Genomic DNA, 21181 nt, shown 5'->3' with positions numbered 1-21181 from the left:
TTGAGACAGAACTCACCTGCGATGCGCAACACACTCTCCCCCGTCAGTGACGACTGCCGGGCGGCGAGACCCGGCCCGAGGAGGCTGAATTGAGCAGGCAGAGTCTCACCAAGGCGCACAACAAGATCACCGAGCTGTCCTGGGAGCCCACCTTCGCCACGCCGGCGACCCGGTTCGGCACGGACTACACGTTCGAGAAGGCCCCCAAGAAGGACCCGCTCAAGCAGATCATGCGGTCCTACTTCCCGATGGAGGAGGAGAAGGACAACCGCGTCTTCGGCGCGATGGACGGCGCGATCCGCGGCAACATGTTCCGGCAGGTGCAGCAGCGCTGGCTCGAGTGGCAGAAGCTGTTCCTGTCCATCATCCCGTTCCCGGAGATCTCCGCGGCGCGAGCGATGCCGATGGCCATCGACGCCGTGCCGAACCCGGAAATCCACAACGGACTCGCGGTGCAGATGATCGACGAGGTTCGCCACTCCACGATCCAGATGAACCTCAAGAAGCTGTACATGAACAACTACATCGACCCGGCGGGGTTCGACATCACCGAGAAGGCGTTCGCGAACAACTACGCGGGCACCATCGGCCGCCAGTTCGGCGAGGGGTTCATCACCGGTGACGCGATCACCGCGGCCAACATCTACCTCACGGTGGTGGCCGAGACCGCGTTCACCAACACGCTGTTCGTCGCCATGCCCGACGAGGCCGCCGCCAACGGCGACTACCTGCTGCCGACGGTCTTCCACTCGGTGCAGTCCGACGAGTCGCGGCACATCAGCAACGGCTACTCCATCCTGCTGATGGCCCTGGCCGACGAGCGCAACCGGCCGCTGCTGGAGCGCGACCTGCGCTACGCCTGGTGGAACAACCACTGCGTGGTGGACGCCGCGATCGGCACGTTCATCGAGTACGGCACCAAGGACCGTCGCAAGGACCGCGAGTCCTACGCCGAGATGTGGCGCCGCTGGATCTACGACGACTACTACCGCAGCTACCTGCTCCCGCTGGAGAAGTACGGCCTGGTCATCCCGCACGACCTGGTCGAGGAGGCGTGGAACCGGATCACGAACAAGTTCTACGTGCACCGGGTCGCGCAGTTCTTCGCCACCGGCTGGCCGGTGAACTACTGGCGCATCGACGGCATGACCGACGCCGACTTCGAGTGGTTCGAGGACAAGTACCCGGGCTGGTACAGCCAGTTCGGCAAGTGGTGGGAGGCCTACAACCGGCTGCGCTACCCGGGCCGGAACAAGCCGATCGCGTTCGAAGAGGTCGGCTACGAGTACCCGCACCGCTGCTGGACCTGCATGGTGCCCTGCCTGGTCCGCGAGGACCTGGTGGTCGACAAGGTCGACGACCAGTGGCGCACCTACTGCTCGGAAACCTGCGCCTGGACCGACAAGGTCGCCTTCCGCCCGGAGTACGAGGGCCGCGAGACCCCGAACATGGGCCGGCTCACCGGCAAGCGCGAGTGGGAGACGTTGCACCACGACCGCGACCTCGCCGACATCGTCAAGGACCTGGGCTACGTCCGCGACGACGGCAAGACGCTCATCCCGCAGCCGCACCTGGACCTGGACGACCCGAAGAAGCTGTGGACGCTCGACGACCTCCGCGGCATCCGGTTCGCCAGCCCGAACGTCACGCTCAACCAGATGACCGATCAGGAGCGCGAGGAGTGGGCCGCGGCCTACCGCGCCAACCCGAACGTCACGGTCGCCTGACGGCCTGAGGACCCGCGGACGGCGGTGTGCCCCCACCGCCGTCCGCTCCCCGGAGAATCGAGAGACCAATGGCCGACAAGCACCGCATCTCCTTCGAACCGGTCGACATCGAGATGGAGGTCGGCGAGGACGAGAAGATCCTCGACGCCGCGTTCCGCCAGGGCATCCACCTCATGCACGGGTGCCGCGAGGGCCAGTGCTCGGCGTGCAAGTCGTATGTGCTGGACGGCGAGATCCAGATGGAGCGCTACTCGACGTTCGCCTGCAACGACGCCGAGGTCGAAGAGGGCTATGTGCTGCTGTGCCGGGCGCACGCCTTCAGCGACTGCACCATCGAGCTGCTCAACTTCGACGAGGAGGAGCTGCTCAACTCCGCCCCGCTGCAGCGGATCCGGACCGAGGTCGTCGAGATCGTGGAGCACACGCACGACATCGTCGGGCTCAAGCTCAAGCCGGTCGACCCGCCGGCGTACGAGTTCAAACCCGGCCAGTACGCCGACCTGACCATTCCGGGCACCGACGAGCACCGGTCGTTCTCGATGGCGACGATCCCATCCACCGCCGACCACATCGAGTTCGTCATCAAGAAGTACCCGGGCGGCCGGTTCTCCGCGTTGCTCGACGACGGGATCGCGGCCGGCGACACGATCGAGCTGACCGGACCGTACGGCAACTTCACGCTCAAGAACGGGCACGTGCTGCCCCTGGTGCTGATGGCGGGCGGCGCCGGCATGGCTCCGGTGCTCAGCCTGCTGCGCCACCTCAGCGAAACCGGGGACACCCGGCGGATCCGCTTCTACTACGGCGCCCGCACCGCCGCGGACCTGTTCTACCTGGACGAGATCCGCGCGCTGGGCGAACGGCTGCCCGACTTCGGGTTCGTCGTCGCGCTCTCGGAGTCCACCGAGGGCGCCGGTGAGCTCGGGGTCACGGCAGAACCGGGGATGGTCACCGACGTGGTGGCGGCCAGGGAGCCCGAGCTGCACCGCAGCGAGGTGTACCTGTGCGGCCCGCCGCCCATGGTGGACGCCGCGCTGGCGCTGGCGGCGAGCCAGGGTGTGCCGGACGACCAGGTGTTCTACGACAAATTCACCACGTCGGTTCGCGACGAGTAGACATCGCAAGGAGACATCACATGACGAGCAGTGCGAAGACGCGCAGCTTCCCGAAGGTGGAGTTCACCGACTCCGAGGCGGGTGCCCTGGAGTTCCCGAGCTCGAAGAGCCGCAGCTACAACTACTTCAAGCCGGCGAAGCTGCGCGCCACGGTGTACGAGGACGTCACCGTCGACGTGCAGCCGGACCCCGAGCGGCACCTGTCCCAGGGCTGGATCTACGGCTTCGGCGACGGGCCCGGCGGCTACCCGCAGGAGTGGACGGCGGCGAAGTCGTCGAACTGGCACGCCTTCCTCGACCCGAACGAGGAGTGGGAGCAGACGATCTACCGCAACAACTCCGCGGTGGTCCGCCAGGTCTCCCTGTGCCTGGAGAACGCCAAGCGCGCCGGCGCCTACGGCAACTGGAACACCGCCTGGCAGAAGTTCATCGCCCGCAACCTCGGCGCCTGGATGCACGCCGAGAACGGGATGGCGCTGCACGTGTTCACCTCGATCCAGCGCTCCGGACCGACGAACATGATCAACACCGCGGTGGCGGTCAACGCGGCGCACAAGATGCGGTTCGCCCAGGACCTCGCGCTGTTCAACCTGGACCTGTCGGAGTCGCTGGACACCTTCGACGGGTCGGTGCACAAGGAGGTGTGGGCATCGGCGGAGGAGTGGCAGCCCACCCGCAAGGCCGTCGAGGAGCTGACCGCGGTCGGCGACTGGGCGGAACTGCTGTTCGGCGCCAACGTCGTGTTCGAGCAGCTCGTCGGCCAGCTCTTCCGGTCGGAGCTGGTCATGCAGATCTCCGCCACCAACGGCGACTACATCACCCCGACCATCGTCGGGACCGGCGAGCACGACTACAACCGCGACCTCGGCTACACGCGGGCCCTGTTCCGGATGCTCACCCGCGACGAGCAGCACGGCGCGAGCAACAAGGAACTGTTCGGCCAGTGGCTCGCGAAGTGGGTGCCGCCGTGCCTGGACGCCGCGTACGCGCTCCAGCCGATCTGGTCCCAGCCGGCGGAGAAGGCCCGCACCTTCGCCGACTCGCTCGGCGCGACCAAGGAGAAGTTCACCCAGCTGCTCGAGGAGATCGGGCTGGACACCCCGAAGGAGTTGGACAAGTGAGCAGCACCATGCAGTTCGGTTCGCAGGCCGGGTCCTCGAACATGTGCGGCGTCACGCTGATGAACACCCCGGTCGGGCGCGTGGTCGCCGACGTGATGGGGGCCAAGGACGGCGTCTCGCTCGTGGAGTACCCGTCGATGATCCGCGTGGACGGCACCCGCCTCCTGGAGTTCGACTACGACGAGCTGACCGAGGCCCTCGGCGAGCCGTTCGACGGGTCGATCTTCGAGGAGATCAGCTCCACCCACTACGGCCGCATGGTGCACCTGGACGACCGCACCCTGCTGTTCGCCAACCCGGAGGACGCCGCCGAGTACATCGGTTTCGACCTGTCCGCGCACGGCTGACGAAACCCCGCACTCGTGGTGGCGGGCCGGCCGGCCCGCCACCACGGTTCCACCGAGCACCAGCACCGCGAAGGGCGAGCGATGTACGAAAAGGACGGCGAAAAGTACTACGTGGTCGACGGGCACGTCCACATCTGGGACGGCCGGGCGTCGAACCACAAGAACGTGCACGGCAAGCAGTTCATCGACTGCTTCTACGACTACCACAAGAACCTGAGCCCGGAAGAGGTCGTCTGGGACTACGACACCTACACCTACTACGGCGCCGAACGGTTCATGAAGGACCTCTTCGGCGAGGGCTACGTCGACCACGCCATCTTCCAGGCCACGCTGCTCAGCGACTTCTACCACAACGGGTTCGGGCAGACCGAGGAGGCGTTCGGGCTCACCCGGCAGCACCCGGACAAGCTGACCTACAACCACGCCTACGACCCGCGCCACGGCGAGGCGGGGCTGGAGCAGCTGCGCCGGGACGCGGAACGCTTCGGGCTCAAGGGCGTCAAGCTCTACACCGCCGAATGGCACGGCGACTCGCGCGGCTACAAGCTCGACGAGCCGTGGTCGCGCCGGTACCTCGAGGAGTGCCTCGAACTCGGCATCCGCAACATCCACGTCCACAAGGGACCGACGATCCGGCCGCTGGACCGGGACGCGTTCGACGTGGCCGACATCGACAAGGTCGCCACCGACTACCTCGACCTGAACTTCGTCGTCGAGCACGTCGGTCTTCCCCGGCTGGAGGACTTCTGCTGGATCGCCACGCAGGAGTCCAACGTCTACGGCGGGCTGGCGGTGGCGATGCCGTTCATCCACACCCGGCCGCGCTACTTCGCCCAGATCATCGGCGAGCTGCTGTACTGGATCGGCGAGGACAAGATCCTCTTCGGCAGCGACTACGCGTTGTGGACGCCGAAGTGGCTCGTGGAGAAGTTCGTCGACTTCCAGATCCCGGCGGACATGCCGGAGTACGCGCCGATCACGACCGACCAGAAGAAGAAGATCCTCGGCCTCAACGCGGCCGCGCTGTACGACCTGGACGTGCCGCGGCAGTTGAGCCTGCCGACGCAGGCCGGCGACGCGGACGCCGAGGTCGCCGCGGGAGCTGGTGCCCCATGACCCGGATGGCCGTGTCCGTCGAGGCGGAGGTGCTCGCGGCGCTGTCCACCGTGCTCGACCCCGAACTGGACGAACCGGTGACCGAGCTGGGTTTCGTCCGGTCCGTCGCGATCGACGACGAGGGGGTGGAGGTGCACCTGCGGCTGCCCACCTCGTTCTGCGCCCCCAACTTCGCCTACCTCATGGTGGCCGACGCCTACGACGCCCTGGCCGCGGTGCCCGGGGCCGGCCGGGTGCGGGTGCTGCTCGACGACCACCACGACTCCGGCAAGATCAACGCCGGCACCGCCGCGGGGCTCGGTTACGTCGGGACCTTCGGCGTGGAGGCCGAGAACAGCCTCGACGAGCTGCGCCGGACCTTCCAGCGCAAGGCCCACCTGGCGGCGATGGAACGGTGCTGCCGGTCGGTGCTGGCCAGCGGCGCCTGGACGGTCGAGGAACTGCCGCTGCTGGAACTGTTCGACCTGCCGGAGGGCCGTCTGAAGTCGGCCCTGATGCGGCGGCGGGAGGCCATCGGCCTGCCCAACCACTCCCACGCCCGCGTGATGGTCGACCACGACGGGACGCCGGTCGCCCGGTCCGACGTGGCGCTGCGGTTGCGGCTGGCCACCACCACCCGCGTGTCCATCGAGGGCAACGCCCACTTCTGCCGCGGCCTGCTGGCCACCCGCTACGCCGGCGTCGATCCCGCCGGCTCCGCCCCGGTCGTCACCAACACCAGGAGCCACCCATGAAAGCCGCACAGGTCACCGGCTACCACTCGAACCTGGAACTGCGCGACGTCGAGGAGCCCAAGATCACCGGGCCGCTGGACGTCGTGGTCCGGGTGGGCGCGGCGGGCGTGTGCCGGACCGATCTGCACATCCTCGAAGGGCAGTGGGCGGAGAAGTCCGGCGTCGTCCTGCCCTACACGATCGGGCACGAGAACGCGGGCTGGGTGCACGCCGTCGGCGACGCGGTGACGAACGTGGCGGTGGGGGACAAGGTGATCCTCCACCCGCTGATCACCTGCGGACTGTGCCGGGCCTGCCGGCTCGGCGACGACGTGCACTGCGAGAACTCGCGCTTCCCCGGCATCGACACCCACGGCGGGTACGCCGAGTACCTGCTCACCTCGGCCCGGTCGTGCGTCAAGCTCGACGACAGCCTCGAACCGGCCGACGTGGCCGCGCTCGCGGACGCCGGGCTCACCGCGCAGCACGCGGCCGCCAAGGCCGCGAAGGTGCTGCGGCCGGGGGACGTGTGCGTGATCATCGGGGCCGGCGGCCTCGGGCACATCGGCATCCAGTGCCTGAAGGCGATGAGCGCGGCCACGCTCGTCGTCGTGGACCGCAACCCCGCGGCGCTGCGGCTGGCCGAGGAGGTCGGCGCCGACGTCACCGTCGTGGCGGACGGCGACCACGTGCAGGAGGTGCTCGACCTGACCGGCGGGCACGGGGCCGAGGCGGTGCTCGACTTCGTCGGCGAGGGCGGCTCGACCGCGGAGGGCGTGCGCATGCTGCGCCGCGCGGGCAACTACTACGTCGTCGGGTACGGCGAGAACCTCGACGTGCCGACGATCGACATCATCTCCACCGAGATCAACTTCATCGGCAACCTCGTCGGCTCCTACACCGACCTGCAGGACCTGATGGTGCTCGCCGCCCAGGGCAAGGTGAAACTGCACACCGCCCGCTACCGGCTGGACGAGTTCCAGCAGGCCATCGACGACCTGAACGCGGGCAAGGTCCGCGGCCGGGCGATCCTCATCCCCTGAATCGCGGGTTCTTCCCGGCACGGAAAGGAAACAGCAAACATGGCGAAGCAGCTGCGGTTCAGCGAAGAGGCGCGGCGCCGGCTCGAACTCGGCGTCAACACGCTGGCCGACGCGGTCAAGGTCACCCTGGGCCCCAAGGGGCGCAACGCGGTGCTGGAGAAGCTGACCGGTCCGCCGACGATCACCAACGACGGCGTCACCATCGCCAGGGAGGTGCAGCTGGCGGAGCCGTTCGCCAACATGGGCGCCCAGCTGGTCAAGGAAGTCGCGATGAAGACCAACGGGGCCGTCGGCGACGGCACCACGACCGCGACGGTCCTCGCCCAGGCGATGGTGCGGGAGGGGCTGGCCGCCCTCGGCGAGGGGGCGAACCCGATGCGGGTGCGCCGCGGCATCGAGGAGACCGTCGAGGCGGTCGTGGAGTACCTGCGCAAGTCGGCGGCCCAGGTGTCGGGTGAGGCCGAGCTGGAGCGGATCGCCACGCTGGCGGCGAGCGACGACGAACGCATCGGCGGCGTGATCGCCCAGGCGCTGGCGGCGGTGGGCCGGGAAGGCGTGGTCGAGGTGGAGGAGTCCGACGAGCCCGGCCTGGGGGTCGAGCTGGTGGACGGGATCGAGTTCGACCACGGCTACACCTCCCCGTACATGGTCACCGACCGGGACCGGATGGAGGCCGCCTACGATGATCCCGCGATCCTGCTGACCAACAAGAAGATCAGCCAGGTGCAGGACCTGATGCCGACCGTGGAGGCCGCCCGGCGGCTCGGGCGGCCGCTGGTGATCCTCGCGGAGAACGTCGACGGCCCGGCGCTGCAGATGATCCTCAGCGGGAACGTGCACGGCACCTACTCCGCGGTCGTGGTCCGCGCGCCCGGCTTCGGGCACCGGCGGGTGGCGGAGCTGGAGGACCTCGCCGCCGCGCTCGGCGGCCGGGTGATCAGCGACGACTCCGGTCTGACGCTGGCCGAGGTCACCGAGGCCGACCTCGGCCGCTGCGAGCACATCACGATCACCGAGGACACCACGACGATCATCGGCGGGGCCGGTGACGAGCAGGCCGTGCGGGCGCGGATCGGCCAGCTGGACAAGCAGCTCAAGCGGGCCCGCATCGAGCACGACCAGGACAGCCTGCGGTTGCGCATCGCCCGGCTGTCCGGGCGCATCGCCGTCGTCCGCGTCGGCGCCGCGACCAGTGTCGAGCTGAAGGAGCGGATGCTGCGGGTCGAGGACTCGCTGGCGGCGGCCAGGGCGGCGCTGGAGGAGGGCGTGGTCGCCGGCGGCGGGGCGTCGCTGGCGCAGGCCGCGCGGTGCGTGGACCTGGTCGGCCTCGACGGTGACGCGGCGCAGGGTCGCGAGATCGTCCGCCGGGCTCTGGGTGAGCCGCTGCGGTGGATCGCGGCCAACGCGGGCTACGACGGGGAAGAGGTGCTGGCGCGGGTGTCCGCAATGGACAACGGCAGCGGGTTCGACGCCCTCACCGGCGCCTACACCGACCTGTTCGCCGCCGGGGTGGTCGACCCGCTCAAGGTGACCCGTTCGGCGCTGGAGAGCGCGGCCTCCATCGCGGCGCTGCTGATCACCACGGAGACCGCGATCGTGGAGGAGGTGCTGGTCAACCCCGGCGCGATCATCGCTCCCGGCGCCGGGGACCTCGCCGAGGGCATGGTGCGCCCGTCGAACATCTACTGAGTACCGCTACCGGGCCCCACGCGTGCTGCGTGGGGCCCGGTGCTGTGTGGGCGCCGTGCTGTGCGGGTTATCCGGCGACCGGTGCCTGTGCTCGGGCGTGCCGGAGGGCGGTGCCGATCAGGTCCTCCGGTGCACAGTGGACCTCGGCCAGCCCGGCCGCGACTGCCGCGAGCGGGTCGTAGCGCACCCCGCGCGGAGGTGCGGGCTGCACGACCCCGCCCGAGATGATGCGGGCGTCGGCGGCCGCGGCCAGGCGGTACCCGGCGCCGATCGCGTCGCCGTTGAGGGCGGCCACGACGGGCAGCGGATGTGCACGCAGCGCCTCCAGCACGGGTGGCAACCGGTCCAGCGCCGCACGTCCGCCGGGCGCGACGTCCGCCGCGAAGACACCGTCCACCCCGGTCAGGACGATCGGATGCCCGGGCCCGATGTAGGTGATGGCCGCGGCGAGGCCGTCGAGCAGTTCGGCGCTGAGCGGTCGTGGCGCCCGGAGGCGGACCACCACCGCGCCCGACTCGTAGTGCAGGTCCAGCATCGTTCGCCTCCGGAGCGCTCGGGGATCTCCGTAAGCTACCGGCGGCTGGCGGTTTCCCTTGTCTCACAATGAGACCGCCGCGGAGGACGGGCTCTGGTGTGCTGGGGCTCTCCAGGAGGGATGTGGCGATGACAGTGAACGAGCCGGCCGTCGAGGAACCGCCCGGAGAGGGTTCCGTCGAGCGCCCCCACGGGGAGTGCCTGGAGCGGGCGCTGGCCACCCTGGCTCGCTCCGGCTGGCGGATCGACCCGGCGGGGGCCGAGCGCCCCCGCCGGTGAGGTCAGTCCCGCGCGGCTGCCGGATCGAGCCGATGCCGAGCCGGGCGCTGCCCCGCTGATGCGGTCGGTGCCGAGCGGCCCCGCCGGTGAGGTCAGTTCTGCGCGGCTGCGGGATCGAGCCGATACCTTGCCGAGCGCTGCCCCGGCTGATGCGGTCGGTGCCGAGCGGCCCCGCCGGTGAGGTCAGTTCTGCCCGGCTGCCGGGTCGAGCCGATGCCGAGCCGAGCGCTGCCCCGCTGATGCGGTCAGTGCCGTGCGCCCCCGCCGGTGAGGGCTGTGCTGCCCGGCTGCCCGATCGAGCTGAGCTGAGCGCCGCCCACCGGCAACGTCAGTCCCGCACGGCCAGCTCGCCGAGCTGGGACCAGTCGTCCTGGTCCACCACCGTGTTCACGATCCGGGGCGTCTCGGCGAGGTGCCGGGGCAGCGTCTCCTGCGCGGCCCGGAAGTGCGCGGACCGCACGTGCCGGGCGCCGGCGTCGGCGTCGCGGAATGCCTCCACCAGGACGTATTCGGCTGGGTCGTCGAGGCTGCGGGACCACTCGAACCACAGGCAGCCGGGCTCGGCGCGGGTCGCCGCGGTGAACTCCCGCGCGATTTCCGGCCACCGGTCGGCGTGCTCGTCCTTGACCCGGAACTTGGCCGTGATGAAGATCATCCGTTGCTCCTTCGTGCCACAGTGTCCCGGTTGGTGTAGCACCCGGAACCGGCACGAGCTGTCTCGATCTGAGACCGGAGCCGTTGCTTGGCGAACTTCCCGGTCGCCGTCTTGGGGATCTCGTCGCAGAAGAACACCTCGTCCGGCAGCCACCAGGACGCCACGCGGCCCCGCAGGTGGTCCCGGACCTCCTCCGCGGTGAGCGTGGCCCCGGCAGCCGGCACCACGCAGGCCAGCGGCCGCTCGCCCCACTTGTCGTCGGGCACGCCGATCACCGCGGCCTCGGCGACCCCGGGGTGCTCCATGATCGCGTTCTCCAGTTCCACCGAGGAGATCCACTCGCCACCCGACTTCACGAGGTCCTTGGTGCGGTCGACGATCCGCACGTAGCCGTGGCGGTCGATGGTCGCCACGTCCCCGGTGCGCAGCCACCCGTCTCCGGTGAAGGCGCCCGCCCCGTCGCGTTTCCCGAAGTAGGCCGCGGCGATCGTGGGGCCGGCGGCCTGCAGTTCACCCGGCGTCCGCCCGTCCCACGGGGCTTCCCGCCCGTCGTCGCCGACGATGCGGACCTCGGTCAGCGGCACGGCGGGCCCCGGGGTGGCGAGCAGCGCCCGCCGTTCTTCGTCCGGGTAGTCGTCGTGCACGGTGGCGATCCGCGAGGTGGTGACCACCGGGCTGGTTTCGGTCATCCCCCACGCGTTGGTCAACGGCAGCCCGATCGCGTCCTGGTAGGCGCGGGTGAGCGCCTCGTCGACCGCGCCGCCGCCGGACACGATCTGGCGGACCGCGGAGAAGTCGTGCTCGCCGAGCAGGGGCACCAGGCCACGCCAGATCGTGGCGACCGCGGCCCCGAACGTGACCCGGTGGCGGGCGAGCATCCCCGCCAGTTCCGGCGGGGACATCGCCGGCCCGGGCAGCACCAGATCGGCCCCGCACAGCATGGCCGCGTAGGGCAGCCCCCACGCGTTGACGTGGAACATCGGCACGATCGGCATCACCACGTCGCGTTCGCAGATGCCGAACGTGTCCACCATCAGCAACAACGCGGCGTGCAGCACCACCGAGCGGTGGCTGTAGAGCACGCCCTTGGGGTCGCCGGTGGTGCCCGACGTGTAACACAACGCGGCGGCCGTGTTCTCGTCGTCCACAGTGAACTCGCGGCCGGTGTCGCCGGCCCGCGCGAGGAGTTCCTCATAGTCGAAGACGCGATCGTCGTCGGGGATTTTCGCGTCGCTCCCGTCGTCCATGACCACCACCGCACGCACGGTGGTGAAGGTGCCCACCAGCGGCCACACGGCGGGCAGGATGGAGCGGTCGACGAACAGCACGTCGTCGGCGGCGTCGTTGACGATGTAGGTGATCTGCTCGCCGAACAGCCGGTGGTTGATCGTGTGCAGCACCCGCCCGGTGCAGGGCACGGCCAGGTAGAGCTCCACGTGCCGGTGGCTGTTCCACGCGAACGTGCCCACTCGGGCGCCGGCCGGGACGCCGAGCTCGTCGAGGGCGGCGGCCAGGCGTCGCGCCCGCGCGCACACCTGCGCCCAGGTCGTCGTGGTCTCGCCGCCGACCCGGCCCGACACCACGGTCTTGTGCCCGAAGAGGCGTTCGACGCGCCGGAACACGTGCGGCAGGGACAGGGGACGGTCTTGCATCAAGCCGAGCATGGTGATCTTCCTGTGTCGGGGTCAGCGGGTGCAGACGAAGCTCGACGCGCGGTCCGGGTCGCCGGCGCGGTACCGGGGCCATTCCGGGTACTCGCACAGGGGACGGGTGCGCTGGTGGCGCGTGTCGGTGACGACCGGGTCCACCGGTGACTGTCCTTTTTCGACCCAGCGCTCCAGCGCGGACAGCGAGTCCCAGCCCGCGGCGAACGCCGGTGTGCCCGCGTTCGCGTGATTGGCTCCGGGCACGACGTAGTACCGCAGGAACCCGTCCGTGGTCCGCGGGCCGAGTTCCGCGCGCACCCGCCGGTAGTAGTCGCTCGTCGACCGGTCGGAGACCAGCTCGTCCGCGGCGCCGTGCAGCAGGATCAGCTTGCCGCCGCGGGCGGCGAACGGGCGCAGGTCCACGTCGTTGCGGTCCTGGATCGTGGACAGCCTGCTGATCCGGTCCAGCCACGGCCCGGGGTCGCCGGGATCGACGGCGAGCGGGTCGTGGCCGGGGTCGCGGGTCAGGAAGTACTTGACCCACTGGTCCCAGTACTGCATGCCGTAGCCGCTGGTCAGCGGCATCGGGTTGGCCGGCGCGGTGGTGCCGAACCCGAGGAACGGGGTGCGCATGTCCGCGCCGGAGAGGAACGGGAAACCGGGGTAGCCGGTCTCGCCGCTGGCGATCCGGTACGGCCACTCGAACCGGGTGGACATGGCGGTCACGGCGGCGATCTGCGGATCCGACAGGCACCCCGGCCCGGTGTCGGCGCCGTCCGGGCAGCGCAGCGTGCGCGGGTCGAAGTGACAGCCGCCCGGATTGGACACCACCCCGTCCGCGACGCCGTCCAGGCCGTCGCACGCGCCGACGACGCTGGTGTAGAGGAGCGTCTGCTTGTCCGGCCCGGGGAACGCGCCGGGCCGGGACAGGATCTGCGTCAGGTGCCCCAGGTACAGGACCTCGGCGAGGTTGTTCCAGGCGGGGTAGGCCGAAATCACGCCGTCGAAGGCCTCCGGCCACCGTTGCGCGACGACGAGGGCCTCGCGGCCGCCGGTGGAACCTCCGGCGAAGTAGACCTCGGCGGGCTTCGCGCGGTAGGCCTGCCGGATGAGGTACCGGCTGGCGTCGTGAGTCTTCTTGAGCGCGTCACCGGCGGCGAAGTTGCGCAGTGCCTCGTCGTTCACCCCGAACGACCCGTCCAGCGACGGCAGCGCGGCCGGCCCCTGCTGGTGGCCGGAGTCGCTGGCGAACGTGGCGTACCCCCGGGCCAGTGGCGCGGGCTGGTCGGCGGGGCCGAACGGCGCGTTCGCCGTCAGGTCCGGGATCGTGCCGTTGTAGCCGCCACCGCCGAACATGATCGCCTTGTGGTTCCAGCCGGCGGGCAGGGCCACGCGCATCTTGATGGCGGGCGCGGCGGGGTCGACGGGGAAGATGTCCGCGTCGACCCGGCAGTACTCGATCGTCTTGCCGCTGACCACGCTCGTCGTGACCGTCGCGGACGTGACGCGCCCGCCGGAGGTCGGCAGGCTCATCACCGAGGCCGGGATGTCCGTTCCGGCCAGCGCCGCGCACACCGGTGCCGACGGCGGGGCGGCGGTTGCCACGGGGAATCCGGTCGCCAGCAGCACGAGGGCCGCGGGCACGGCTGTCCAACGCGAGGTTCGCATGCCGTCCTCGTTTCAGCGGTAGAGGTGCGCGCCGGGCACGGCGTGCGGATCTTCGCGGACCTGGGCGGGGTTCGTCTCGGGCAGGAACCACGCGCTGACGAAGGTGATCAGGCCCATCAGCGCGATGTAGGCGGCGACCGGCAGGGTGCTCCCGGTCTGCGCGATGAGCGCGGTCATGAGGAACGGCGTGCCACCGCTGACGATGATCGCGGAGAGCTGGTAGGCCAGCGACGCGCCGGAGTAGCGGACGTTGGGCGCGAACAGCTCGCCGAGGAAGCTCGCGATCGGGCCGTAGGTGAGGCACTGGAACACGAAACCCACCACCACCGCGACGAAGATCAGCGGCAGCGACGCGCTGTCGACGAGCCAGAAGTACGGGAACGCCCAGACGGCGACGCCCAGACCGCCGATCAGGATCAGCGGCCGCCGTCCCACCTTGTCCGAGAGGTGACCGGACCACGGGATGGTCACCAGCATCGCCACGGAACTGCCCAGCACGACCGCGAGCAGCGGGTTGCGCTCGAGCCCGAGCGAGCCGGTGCCGTAGCTCAGCAGGCCGGAGATGCTGACGTAGAACAGGCTGTTGGTGGCCGAGAGGATCCCGCAGCCGAGCAGGATGGTTCCCCACTTGGTGCGCACCACCTGCGCCAGCGGCGCCCGGACCACCGCCTTCTCCGGCCGCGACGCGCGCCGCTGCAGCTCGCGGAACTCCGGCGTGTCCTCCACTTTGGTCTGGATGTAGAGGACGACCACGAACATCACGACGCTCACCAGGAACGGGATGCGCCAGCCCCAGCTGAGGAAAGCGCTGTCCGGCATCAGGCTGCTGGCCGCCACGAAGATCAGGTTGGAGATGATCACGGCGACGGGCACGCTCGTCTGCCCGAAGGTCCCGGCGAAGCCGCGCCGTTTCGCGCCGGCGGATTCGGTGAGCAGCAGCACGATGCCGCCCCACTGCCCGCCTGCCGCGAGACCCTGCACGAACCGCAGCACAACCAGCAGCGTCGGGGCCAGTGCGCCGATGCTCGCCGCGCTGGGCAGGCAGCCGATCAGGAAGGTCGCCGCCCCCATCAGCGCCAGGCAGGTGACCACCACCGGCTTGCGCCCGTACTTGTCGCCGAGGTGCCCGGCGAGCACCCCGCCGATCGGGCGGGCCACGAAGCCGGCCCAGAACGTGCTGAAGGCGAGGAGCGTTCCGGTCAGCGCCGAGGAGTGCGGGAAGAACACCTTGGGGAACACCAGCGCCGCCGCGGTGCCGTAGAGGAAGAAGTCGTACCACTCGATCGAGCTGCCGATCAGCCCCACCGCCAGCAATTTGCGGAAGGACCGGCGCGGGACCGCGGGCCCGCCGGTGCTCAGCCGGCCGGACTGTCCGTCGGGTTGCGCGAGCGGAGTTGCCATACATGCCGCCTTCGTTGGGAGCACGGGTGATGGCGGTCAGGTTAGGGGCGCCGCTGCCGGGTGGTTGAGGTGTGTATCATCCACACCTCACGCCGTTCTGGTGGTTCTTTCTTCCATCTGGTGCGGAGGAGGGATGGCACTGTGGCCAGCGACCCCGGGGGCGAGTCGCACCCGCTCCTGCGCCGTCAGCGCGAACTGACGTCCCTGTACGCGACCGCCAAGTCCCTCACCGCGCTCGGCGAGCTCGACGAGGTGCTGCGCTCGATCGTCCGGCACGCCCACGACCTGATCGGCACGGACTTCACGTACCTGTCGCTGGTCGGCGCGGACGGGCGGCTGTCGGCCAAGGCGTCGGAGGGCACGATCTCCGCGTCCTTCCTGGCCGCGTCCATACCCGCCGACGTGGGGCTCGGCGGCAAGGTCCTGGCGTCCCGGAGCCCGCACTGGGTGCGCGACTACGCCGCCGCCACCAGCATCGCCCACGATCCGGACTTCGACCGCGTGGTCGGCCTCGAGGGGCTGGTCGCGCTGCTCGGCGTGCCGCTGGTCATCCGGGGCGAGGCGGTGGGCGCCCTGTTCGCCGCGGACCGGTCCGTGCGGTCCTTCCAGGCGGAGGAGATCGCCCTGCTGAGCGCGTTCGCCGATCACGCCGCGGTCGCGCTGGACAACGCCCGGCTCTACGACGCCAGCCGGACCGCCCTGCAGGAGCTGCGGGTCGCGTACCGGAAGATCGAGGAGCACGTGGCCGTCATGGAGCGGGCGCAGGCGAGCCACGAAGCGCTCACCGGGGTGGTGCTGGAGGGCGGGACGCCCGGCGACGTCGTGCAGCTCCTCGCCGACCAGCTGGGCGGCTGCGTCACGCTCCTGGACCGGGCCGGCGTCGCGGTCGTCCGCGGGGACTCGGCGGCGGACCCGTGCCGGGCTCCGGCCGTGGACGACCTCGCCGCGGCTTTCCGGAACGCGCAGCGATCGGGCCGGTGCACCACGTCGGTCGACGGGGCGGGGGTCGCCCACAGCGTGGCGTCGATCCAGGCCGGCGACAGTTTCCTCGGCGCGCTCGCGTGGAGCCGGGCGGCGGGCGGCGAACGCGGTGTCCGGGACGACATGGACGTGCGGACCTTGGAGCGGGCCACCCACATCCTGGGGCTGCTCATCCTCAAGGAACGGGCCGTCGCCGAGGCGAGCGAGCGGCTGAGCGGGGAGCTGCTGACCGAGCTGATGGTCGGCAGTCCCGGGGCCAGCGCGGCCCAGCGCACCCGAGCCAGGGCCCGCAACATCGACGTCGACCGGCTGGAGCTGGTTCTCGTCGCCGACTCCGCCACGCTGTCGTCCACCGAGCTGTCGCGGCACCTGCACGACATCGCCAGGGACCGCGCCGGACTGGCAGGCGAGCACCTCGGCCGGGCCACGATGATCCTGCCCAGCACCGACGACGACCGGACCGTCGAGGAGGTCCACCGGCGCCTGCGCCGCGCGGCGGGCGTGCCGGTGACGGTCGTGGGGGAGCGGGCGGTCCACCAGGACTGGGCCAGGGCCTTCTCACTGGCCGGCCGCTGCAGCGCCGTGGTGCGCGCGCTGGGGCACACGGACCTGGGCGCCACCACGGCGCGCTACGCCCTCTACGCCATGGTTTTCGACACCGAACGGGTCCGCGACCTCGACCGGTTCATCGCGGGCACGATCGGCCCGCTGCTGGACTACGACCACCGGCGCGGCACCGACCTCGTCGGCACGCTCGACGCCTACTACGCGAACCGCGCCAACGTCGCGGCGACCGCGCGGGCGTTGCACCTGCACGTCAACACACTGCTGAAGCGGCTGGACCGGGCCGGCGAGCTGCTGGGCGTCGACTGGCGCCAGGAGGACAACCTGGAACTGCGGCTCGGGTTGCGGCTGCACCGGCTACGGGCGGTGGCACCCGGCCCGCCGTGAGATGCCCGCGCGACGGGGTTCAGTGCTCGCCCCGCGTCCGCCGGTTCTTCCCGGAGTGCCACACGACGCGGATCTCCGAGAGCAGTTCCAGCGGTTTGGCCGGCACGGTCTTCGGCAGTGAGCTCGCGAACCGCAGCGGGTCCTTGCGCAGGCGGCGCAGCATGCGCTTCGGTTTGGTGACCAGCCGCTGGCGGAGGTCGGCCAGGTAGTCGGCGCGCACGTCGCGGCCGTAGGTCCGCCCGCAGGCGGTGCAGGTGACCTCGGCGAGGAGGCGCCCGGCGTAGACGACCTCGTGCACGGTGTCCGTCCCGCACCGGGAGCAGGTCAGTTCCGCGTGCCGGACAGTGCTCATCGCTGCCTCATCTCCGGTAGTTCGCCGAGGCCAGGACCTGCTCGGCGATCACCAGGTCGTGTGCGTAGGTGACCTTGATGTTCTCCTGTTCCCCGGCCACCCAGTGGATGGGCAGCCCGGAGAAGCGCTCCATCACCGACGAGGTGTCGGTGCCCTCGAACCGCTGCCGCGCGGCCTCTTCGTAGGCGTCCAGCAGCGGGCGGGCGTGGAACGCCTGCGGGGTCTGGGCGCGGATCGCCGTGCCCCGCGGCAGGTTCGTCAGCCCGCCGTCCGCGACGGCCATGATGTCGTCGGCCGCGAGACCGGGCACCGCGCCGCCGTGCCGCCGCGCCGCCTGCAGCACTCCCGCGATCAGCGCCGGGCTGGCCAGCGGGCGGGCGCCGTCGTGCAGGAGCACCGTGTCGACCGCGCCGCTGTCGATGCGTTCGGCGAGGTGCCGCAACGCGCGCAGCTCGGACTCCTGCCTGCTGCGGCCGCCGTGCACCACCTCGACCTCGGCGCCGTCGACCTCGCGTTCCAGCACCCACTCGACGAGCTCGTGGTCCTGCGGCCGGGTGACCAGGACGAGCACACCGATCCCGGGCACCCGCGCGAACGCGCCGAGCGACCAGGACACCAGCCGCCGTCCGGCCAGGGGCAGGTAGACCTTGTTGACGTCGGCCCCGACCCGGGTCCCGGACCCGCTGGCCAGCACGACCGCGGCGGCGTGAGCACGTCGATCCATCCCGCCGATCATAACGTCAGCAGCTCCTGCACCGAGGCCAGCAACCGGGCGGCGTCCGCGCCGTCGCCGACCCGGTGGTCGACCGTGAGACCGACCGTGCACCGCAGGGACAGCCCGATGCCGCCGGGCACCGGGACCACTTTCTCCTGCACCCGCCCGACGGCCAGTGCCGTCGCCTGCGGCGGGCTGAGCAGCGCGTGGAAGGCGTCCACCGCGAACCCGCCGAGGTTGGACAACGTGGTGGTGCCGCCGGACATCTCGGCGAGCGTGAGCTTCCCGGCGCGGGCGCGGCGGACCAGATCGCGGACGCGCCCGGCCAGCCCGTCGTCCAGATCGGGGTCGCGCAGCACCGGGGCGAGCAGCCCGCGCCCGGTGTCCACGGCGAGCGCGACCCCGACGTGGCCGTGCCGTCGCACGTCGCCGTCGGCCCATTCGGCGTTCAGCTCGGGGTGCCGGCGCAACGCTCCCGCGAGGGCGCGCAGGAACACCGTGGTCCAGTCGCCGCCCGCGGGCACTTCGAGGTCGCGGTAGACGACGAACTGGGGGACCTGCGCGCTGGCGGACATCCGCCGGGCGATCACGGCGCGCGGGCTGCGCCGCGGTTTCACCTCCAGCGGTGGCAGGTCGGCGAGCCGGATGGTGGCGGCGGGACCGGTGGGCGTGATCGTGGCCAGGTCGATGCCGCGTTCGGCCGCGGCCCGCCGGGCGGCGGGCACGGCCGCGACCCCTGCCGGCGCCGCGGGCACGGGCTCGGGCTCGGCCGCAGCCGGCGCCGCGGGCGCGGGTCCGGGTTGGGCCGCAACCGGCGCCGGCGCCGCGGGCACGGGCTCGGGTTCCCGCTCCCGCTCCGGCTGCGGCGCAGGCTCCGGTGCGGGACCGTCGAACAGGCCCGCCAGCAGATCCTCGGCCGCGGTGGTCAGGTAGGCGATCGGCTCGCCGACGGCGACCACGTCGTCCGGCTGCGCGACGATCCGGGCGAGGGTGCCGTCGGCGGGCGCCTCGACCTCCATGTCGACCTTGTCGGTGGCCACCTCGCACACGACCTCGCCCGCGCGGACCTCGTCCCCTTCGGACTTGTGCCAGGTCACCAGCGTGCCCTCGGTCATGGTCATCGACATCTTCGGCATGACCAGCGGCGCTTCCTGCATCACCACCTCCGCACCAGGTCCGCGGCTGCCCGCACGATGTCGCCGGCCTGCGGCACCGCGGCCCGCTCCAGTTGCGGCGCGTACGGGATCGGCACGTCGAGCCCGCACAGCCGGGCGATCGGCGCGCGCAGGTGCCCGAACGCGGGCGACTCGCCGATGGTCGCGGCGATCTCGGCCATGAACCCGGCCGTCTTCGGCGCTTCCTGCACCAGCAACGCGCGCCCGGTGCGGATCACGTCGTCCACGATCGGCTGCGCGTCGAGCGGTTTGAGCGTGCGCGGGTCGATCACCGACGCCTCGACACCGTCCGTGGCCAGCTGTTCCGCCGCCTCCAACGCACGCGACACCATGACGCCGGTCGCCACGATGGTCAGGTCGGCCCCGGTCCGGCGCACGGCCGCCTCACCGAGCCGGGCGGGCGTGGCCGCCTCGGGCACCGGGCCGCTCTGCTTGTAGAGCAGCTTGTGCTCCAGCACGATCACCGGGTTCGGATCCTCGATCGCCGCGAGCAGCAGGGTTTTCGCGTCGGCCGGGGTGGCCGGCATGACCACCTTCAGCCCGGGCACGTGCGCGAACCACGCCTCCAGGCTCTGCGAGTGCTGCGCGGCGGCGCCGGTGCCGGAACCGGTGGGCGCGCGCAGCACCATCGGCACGGTCGCCGCGCCGCCCAGCATGAAGTGGATCTTCGCGGCCTGGTTGACGATCTGGTCCATGGCCTGCGCGGTGAAGTCGGAGAACTGGATCTCCACCACCGGCCGCATCCCGGCGAGCGCGGCCCCCACCGCCGCGCCCACGATGCCCAGCTCGCTGATCGGGGTGTCCCGGATCCGTTCCTCGCCGAAGCGGTGCACCAGGTCGCCGGTGACGCCGAAGGCGCCGCCGTACGTGCCGACGTCCTCGCCGAGCAGGAACACCCGCTCGTCGGCGGTCATCGCCTGGGCCAGCGCCTCGCGCACGGCCTCGGCGTAGGTGAGGGTGCGGGTCTGTTCCGCCACCGCGGTCATTTCGCGTACACCGCCTCGGTCAACGACTCCGCCGAGGCGTCCGGCGCGGCGTTGGCGGCGCGGATCGCCGCCCGCACCCGCTCGCGGGCTTCGTCCCGGCAGGCCTGGATCTCCTGGTCTCCCAGCGTGTTCGCCACCCGTTGCTCGAACCGGGCGATCGGGTCGCGTTCCCGCCACTGCTCGATCTCTTCGCGGGTGCGGTAGAGGTTCTTGTCGCTCTTGGAGTGGCCCTTCCAGCGGTAGGTCATGGCTTCGACCAGCGTCGGGCCCTCGCCCGCGCGGGCGCGCGCCACCGCGTCGGCCACCGCGTCGTGCACCGCCTGCGGGTCGTTGCCGTCGACCGTCACGCCGGGAATGCCGTAGGCGGCGGCGCGTTCGGACAGCTGTTTGACCCGGAACGCGCGGCTCACCGACATCGACATCCCGTAGTGGTTGTTCTCGCACACGAACACCACCGGCAGGTCCCAGACCGCGGCCAGGTTGACGCCTTCGTGCCAGGCGCCTTCGTTGACCGCGCCGTCGCCGAAGAAGCTGACCACGACCTCCTGCCCGCCGCGCATCCGCACCGCCAGCCCCGCGCCCGCGGCGATCGGCACGCCGCCCGCGACGATGCCGTTCGCGCCGAGGTTGCCCGTCGCCACGTCGGCGATGTGCATCGACCCGCCCCGGCCGCGGCAGTAGCCGGTCTCCTTCGCCAGCAGCTCGGCCATCATCTCGTCCAGCCGCGCGCCCTTGGCGATGCAGTGCCCGTGACCGCGGTGGGTGGAGGTGATGTAGTCCCCTTCGGACAGTGCCAGGCAGGCGCCCACCGGCACCGCTTCCTGCCCGATCGACAGGTGCATGGTGCCGTGCATGAGCCCGCGCGCGAACAGGTCGTCCACCGCTTCCTCGAAGCGCCGGATCGTCCACATGGTGAGCAGCGCCTCGCGGGCCGGTCCGGCGTCGCCGATCAGATCCATCGTCGTCC

Annotated in this window: 20 protein-coding genes; 10 read left to right on the top strand and 10 right to left on the bottom strand. The window is 71.0% G+C overall.

The features are described from left to right. Positions 1-89: 89 nt before the first annotated feature. The 8 genes from AMYTH_RS0115205 (at position 90) to groL (ending at position 8871) form a co-directional block, all read left to right on the top strand. Positions 90-1727 (top strand): ferritin family protein, encoded by a 1638-nt coding sequence (locus AMYTH_RS0115205; RefSeq protein ID WP_017981674.1) that lies wholly within the window; start codon positions 90-92, stop codon positions 1725-1727. A 68-nt stretch (positions 1728-1795) separates the two neighbouring features. Further along, on the top strand, positions 1796-2842 hold the full coding sequence (locus AMYTH_RS0115200; protein ID WP_020419346.1) for a 2Fe-2S iron-sulfur cluster-binding protein: 1047 nt from the start codon (positions 1796-1798) through the stop codon (positions 2840-2842). A 20-nt stretch (positions 2843-2862) separates the two neighbouring features. Further along, positions 2863-3963: an aromatic/alkene monooxygenase hydroxylase subunit beta gene (locus tag AMYTH_RS0115195; protein ID WP_027931045.1), complete on the top strand. Its 1101-nt coding sequence runs from the start codon at positions 2863-2865 to the stop codon at positions 3961-3963. Next, positions 3960-4310 (top strand): propane 2-monooxygenase effector subunit MimD, encoded by a 351-nt coding sequence (mimD, locus tag AMYTH_RS0115190; RefSeq protein WP_017981677.1) that lies wholly within the window; start codon positions 3960-3962, stop codon positions 4308-4310. The genes AMYTH_RS0115195 and mimD overlap by 4 nt, the downstream gene beginning before the upstream one ends. Before the next feature lie 81 nt (positions 4311-4391). Then, positions 4392-5426 carry an amidohydrolase family protein gene (locus tag AMYTH_RS0115185; RefSeq protein ID WP_027931044.1) on the top strand — a complete coding sequence of 345 codons (1035 nt, stop codon included), beginning with the start codon at positions 4392-4394 and terminating at the stop codon, positions 5424-5426. Then, positions 5423-6160, top strand: a complete 738-nt coding sequence (locus AMYTH_RS0115180; protein WP_027931043.1) for an iron-sulfur cluster assembly protein — start codon at positions 5423-5425, stop codon at positions 6158-6160. Before AMYTH_RS0115185 ends, AMYTH_RS0115180 begins: the two co-directional genes overlap by 4 nt. Beyond that, the gene (locus AMYTH_RS0115175) at positions 6157-7182 is read left to right on the top strand and encodes an NAD(P)-dependent alcohol dehydrogenase (RefSeq protein ID WP_027931042.1); all 1026 of its coding nucleotides are present in this window, start codon (positions 6157-6159) and stop codon (positions 7180-7182) included. Before AMYTH_RS0115180 ends, AMYTH_RS0115175 begins: the two co-directional genes overlap by 4 nt. Before the next feature lie 39 nt (positions 7183-7221). Beyond that, on the top strand, positions 7222-8871 hold the full coding sequence (gene groL / locus AMYTH_RS0115170; protein ID WP_017981681.1) for a chaperonin GroEL: 1650 nt from the start codon (positions 7222-7224) through the stop codon (positions 8869-8871). Between the two features lie 67 nt (positions 8872-8938). Here the strand turns inward: groL and AMYTH_RS0115165 are convergent, their stop codons facing one another. Next, entirely contained in the window at positions 8939-9406 is a 468-nt protein-coding gene (locus AMYTH_RS0115165) for an enoyl-CoA hydratase-related protein (RefSeq protein WP_027931041.1), read from the bottom strand. A gap of 128 nt (positions 9407-9534) precedes the next feature. Here AMYTH_RS0115165 and AMYTH_RS49535 point away from each other — a divergent pair, with 128 nt between their 5' ends. Then, entirely contained in the window at positions 9535-9684 is a 150-nt protein-coding gene (locus AMYTH_RS49535; RefSeq protein WP_167344590.1) for a hypothetical protein, read from the top strand. A 328-nt stretch (positions 9685-10012) separates the two neighbouring features. On the opposite strand, the gene AMYTH_RS0115155 is transcribed toward AMYTH_RS49535, so the two are convergent. From AMYTH_RS0115155 to AMYTH_RS0115140, 4 genes are read right to left on the bottom strand one after another with little or no spacing between them, the layout of a single operon-like run. Next, on the bottom strand, positions 10013-10339 hold the full coding sequence (locus tag AMYTH_RS0115155) for a putative quinol monooxygenase (RefSeq protein ID WP_027931040.1): 327 nt from the start codon (positions 10337-10339) through the stop codon (positions 10013-10015). Then, positions 10336-11991, bottom strand: coding sequence for a long-chain fatty acid--CoA ligase (locus tag AMYTH_RS0115150; protein ID WP_228684782.1), 1656 nt, complete (start codon positions 11989-11991; stop codon positions 10336-10338). The genes AMYTH_RS0115155 and AMYTH_RS0115150 overlap by 4 nt, the downstream gene beginning before the upstream one ends. A 33-nt stretch (positions 11992-12024) precedes the next feature. Next, positions 12025-13653: a tannase/feruloyl esterase family alpha/beta hydrolase gene (locus tag AMYTH_RS0115145; protein WP_027931038.1), complete on the bottom strand. Its 1629-nt coding sequence runs from the start codon at positions 13651-13653 to the stop codon at positions 12025-12027. A 12-nt stretch (positions 13654-13665) separates the two neighbouring features. After that, a complete protein-coding gene (locus AMYTH_RS0115140) occupies positions 13666-15054 on the bottom strand; it encodes an MFS transporter (protein ID WP_017981687.1) in 1389 nt (462 codons plus the stop codon). A 141-nt stretch (positions 15055-15195) separates the two neighbouring features. Between AMYTH_RS0115140 and AMYTH_RS0115135 the strand changes: the two genes are divergently transcribed. Further along, the gene (locus tag AMYTH_RS0115135; protein WP_051362683.1) at positions 15196-16986 is read left to right on the top strand and encodes a helix-turn-helix domain-containing protein; all 1791 of its coding nucleotides are present in this window, start codon (positions 15196-15198) and stop codon (positions 16984-16986) included. Positions 16987-17005: 19 nt separating this feature from the next. Here AMYTH_RS0115135 and AMYTH_RS0115130 read toward each other — a convergent pair whose 3' ends face one another. The 5 genes from AMYTH_RS0115130 to AMYTH_RS0115110 are packed head-to-tail and all read right to left on the bottom strand — an operon-like array spanning position 17006 to position 21173. Then, entirely contained in the window at positions 17006-17338 is a 333-nt protein-coding gene (locus tag AMYTH_RS0115130) for a hypothetical protein (protein ID WP_027931036.1), read from the bottom strand. A gap of 7 nt (positions 17339-17345) precedes the next feature. Next, complete coding sequence (locus AMYTH_RS0115125) at positions 17346-18074, bottom strand: IspD/TarI family cytidylyltransferase (RefSeq protein WP_027931035.1); 729 nt, start codon at positions 18072-18074, stop codon at positions 17346-17348. After that, positions 18071-19210, bottom strand: coding sequence for a dihydrolipoamide acetyltransferase family protein (locus tag AMYTH_RS0115120; protein ID WP_027931034.1), 1140 nt, complete (start codon positions 19208-19210; stop codon positions 18071-18073). The genes AMYTH_RS0115125 and AMYTH_RS0115120 overlap by 4 nt, the downstream gene beginning before the upstream one ends. Next, positions 19210-20214: an alpha-ketoacid dehydrogenase subunit beta gene (locus AMYTH_RS0115115; RefSeq protein WP_027931033.1), complete on the bottom strand. Its 1005-nt coding sequence runs from the start codon at positions 20212-20214 to the stop codon at positions 19210-19212. Before AMYTH_RS0115115 ends, AMYTH_RS0115120 begins: the two co-directional genes overlap by 1 nt. Further along, complete coding sequence (locus AMYTH_RS0115110; RefSeq protein WP_027931032.1) at positions 20211-21173, bottom strand: thiamine pyrophosphate-dependent dehydrogenase E1 component subunit alpha; 963 nt, start codon at positions 21171-21173, stop codon at positions 20211-20213. The genes AMYTH_RS0115115 and AMYTH_RS0115110 overlap by 4 nt, the downstream gene beginning before the upstream one ends. Between the last annotated feature and the right edge of the window lie 8 nt (positions 21174-21181).

Origin of the sequence: Amycolatopsis thermoflava N1165, assembly GCF_000473265.1 — a bacterium.
GTDB classification, from domain to species: domain Bacteria; phylum Actinomycetota; class Actinomycetes; order Mycobacteriales; family Pseudonocardiaceae; genus Amycolatopsis_E; species Amycolatopsis_E thermoflava.
The sequence above is the reverse complement of the archived record's forward strand: the minus strand, read 5'-3'. Positions and strand labels throughout refer to the sequence as shown.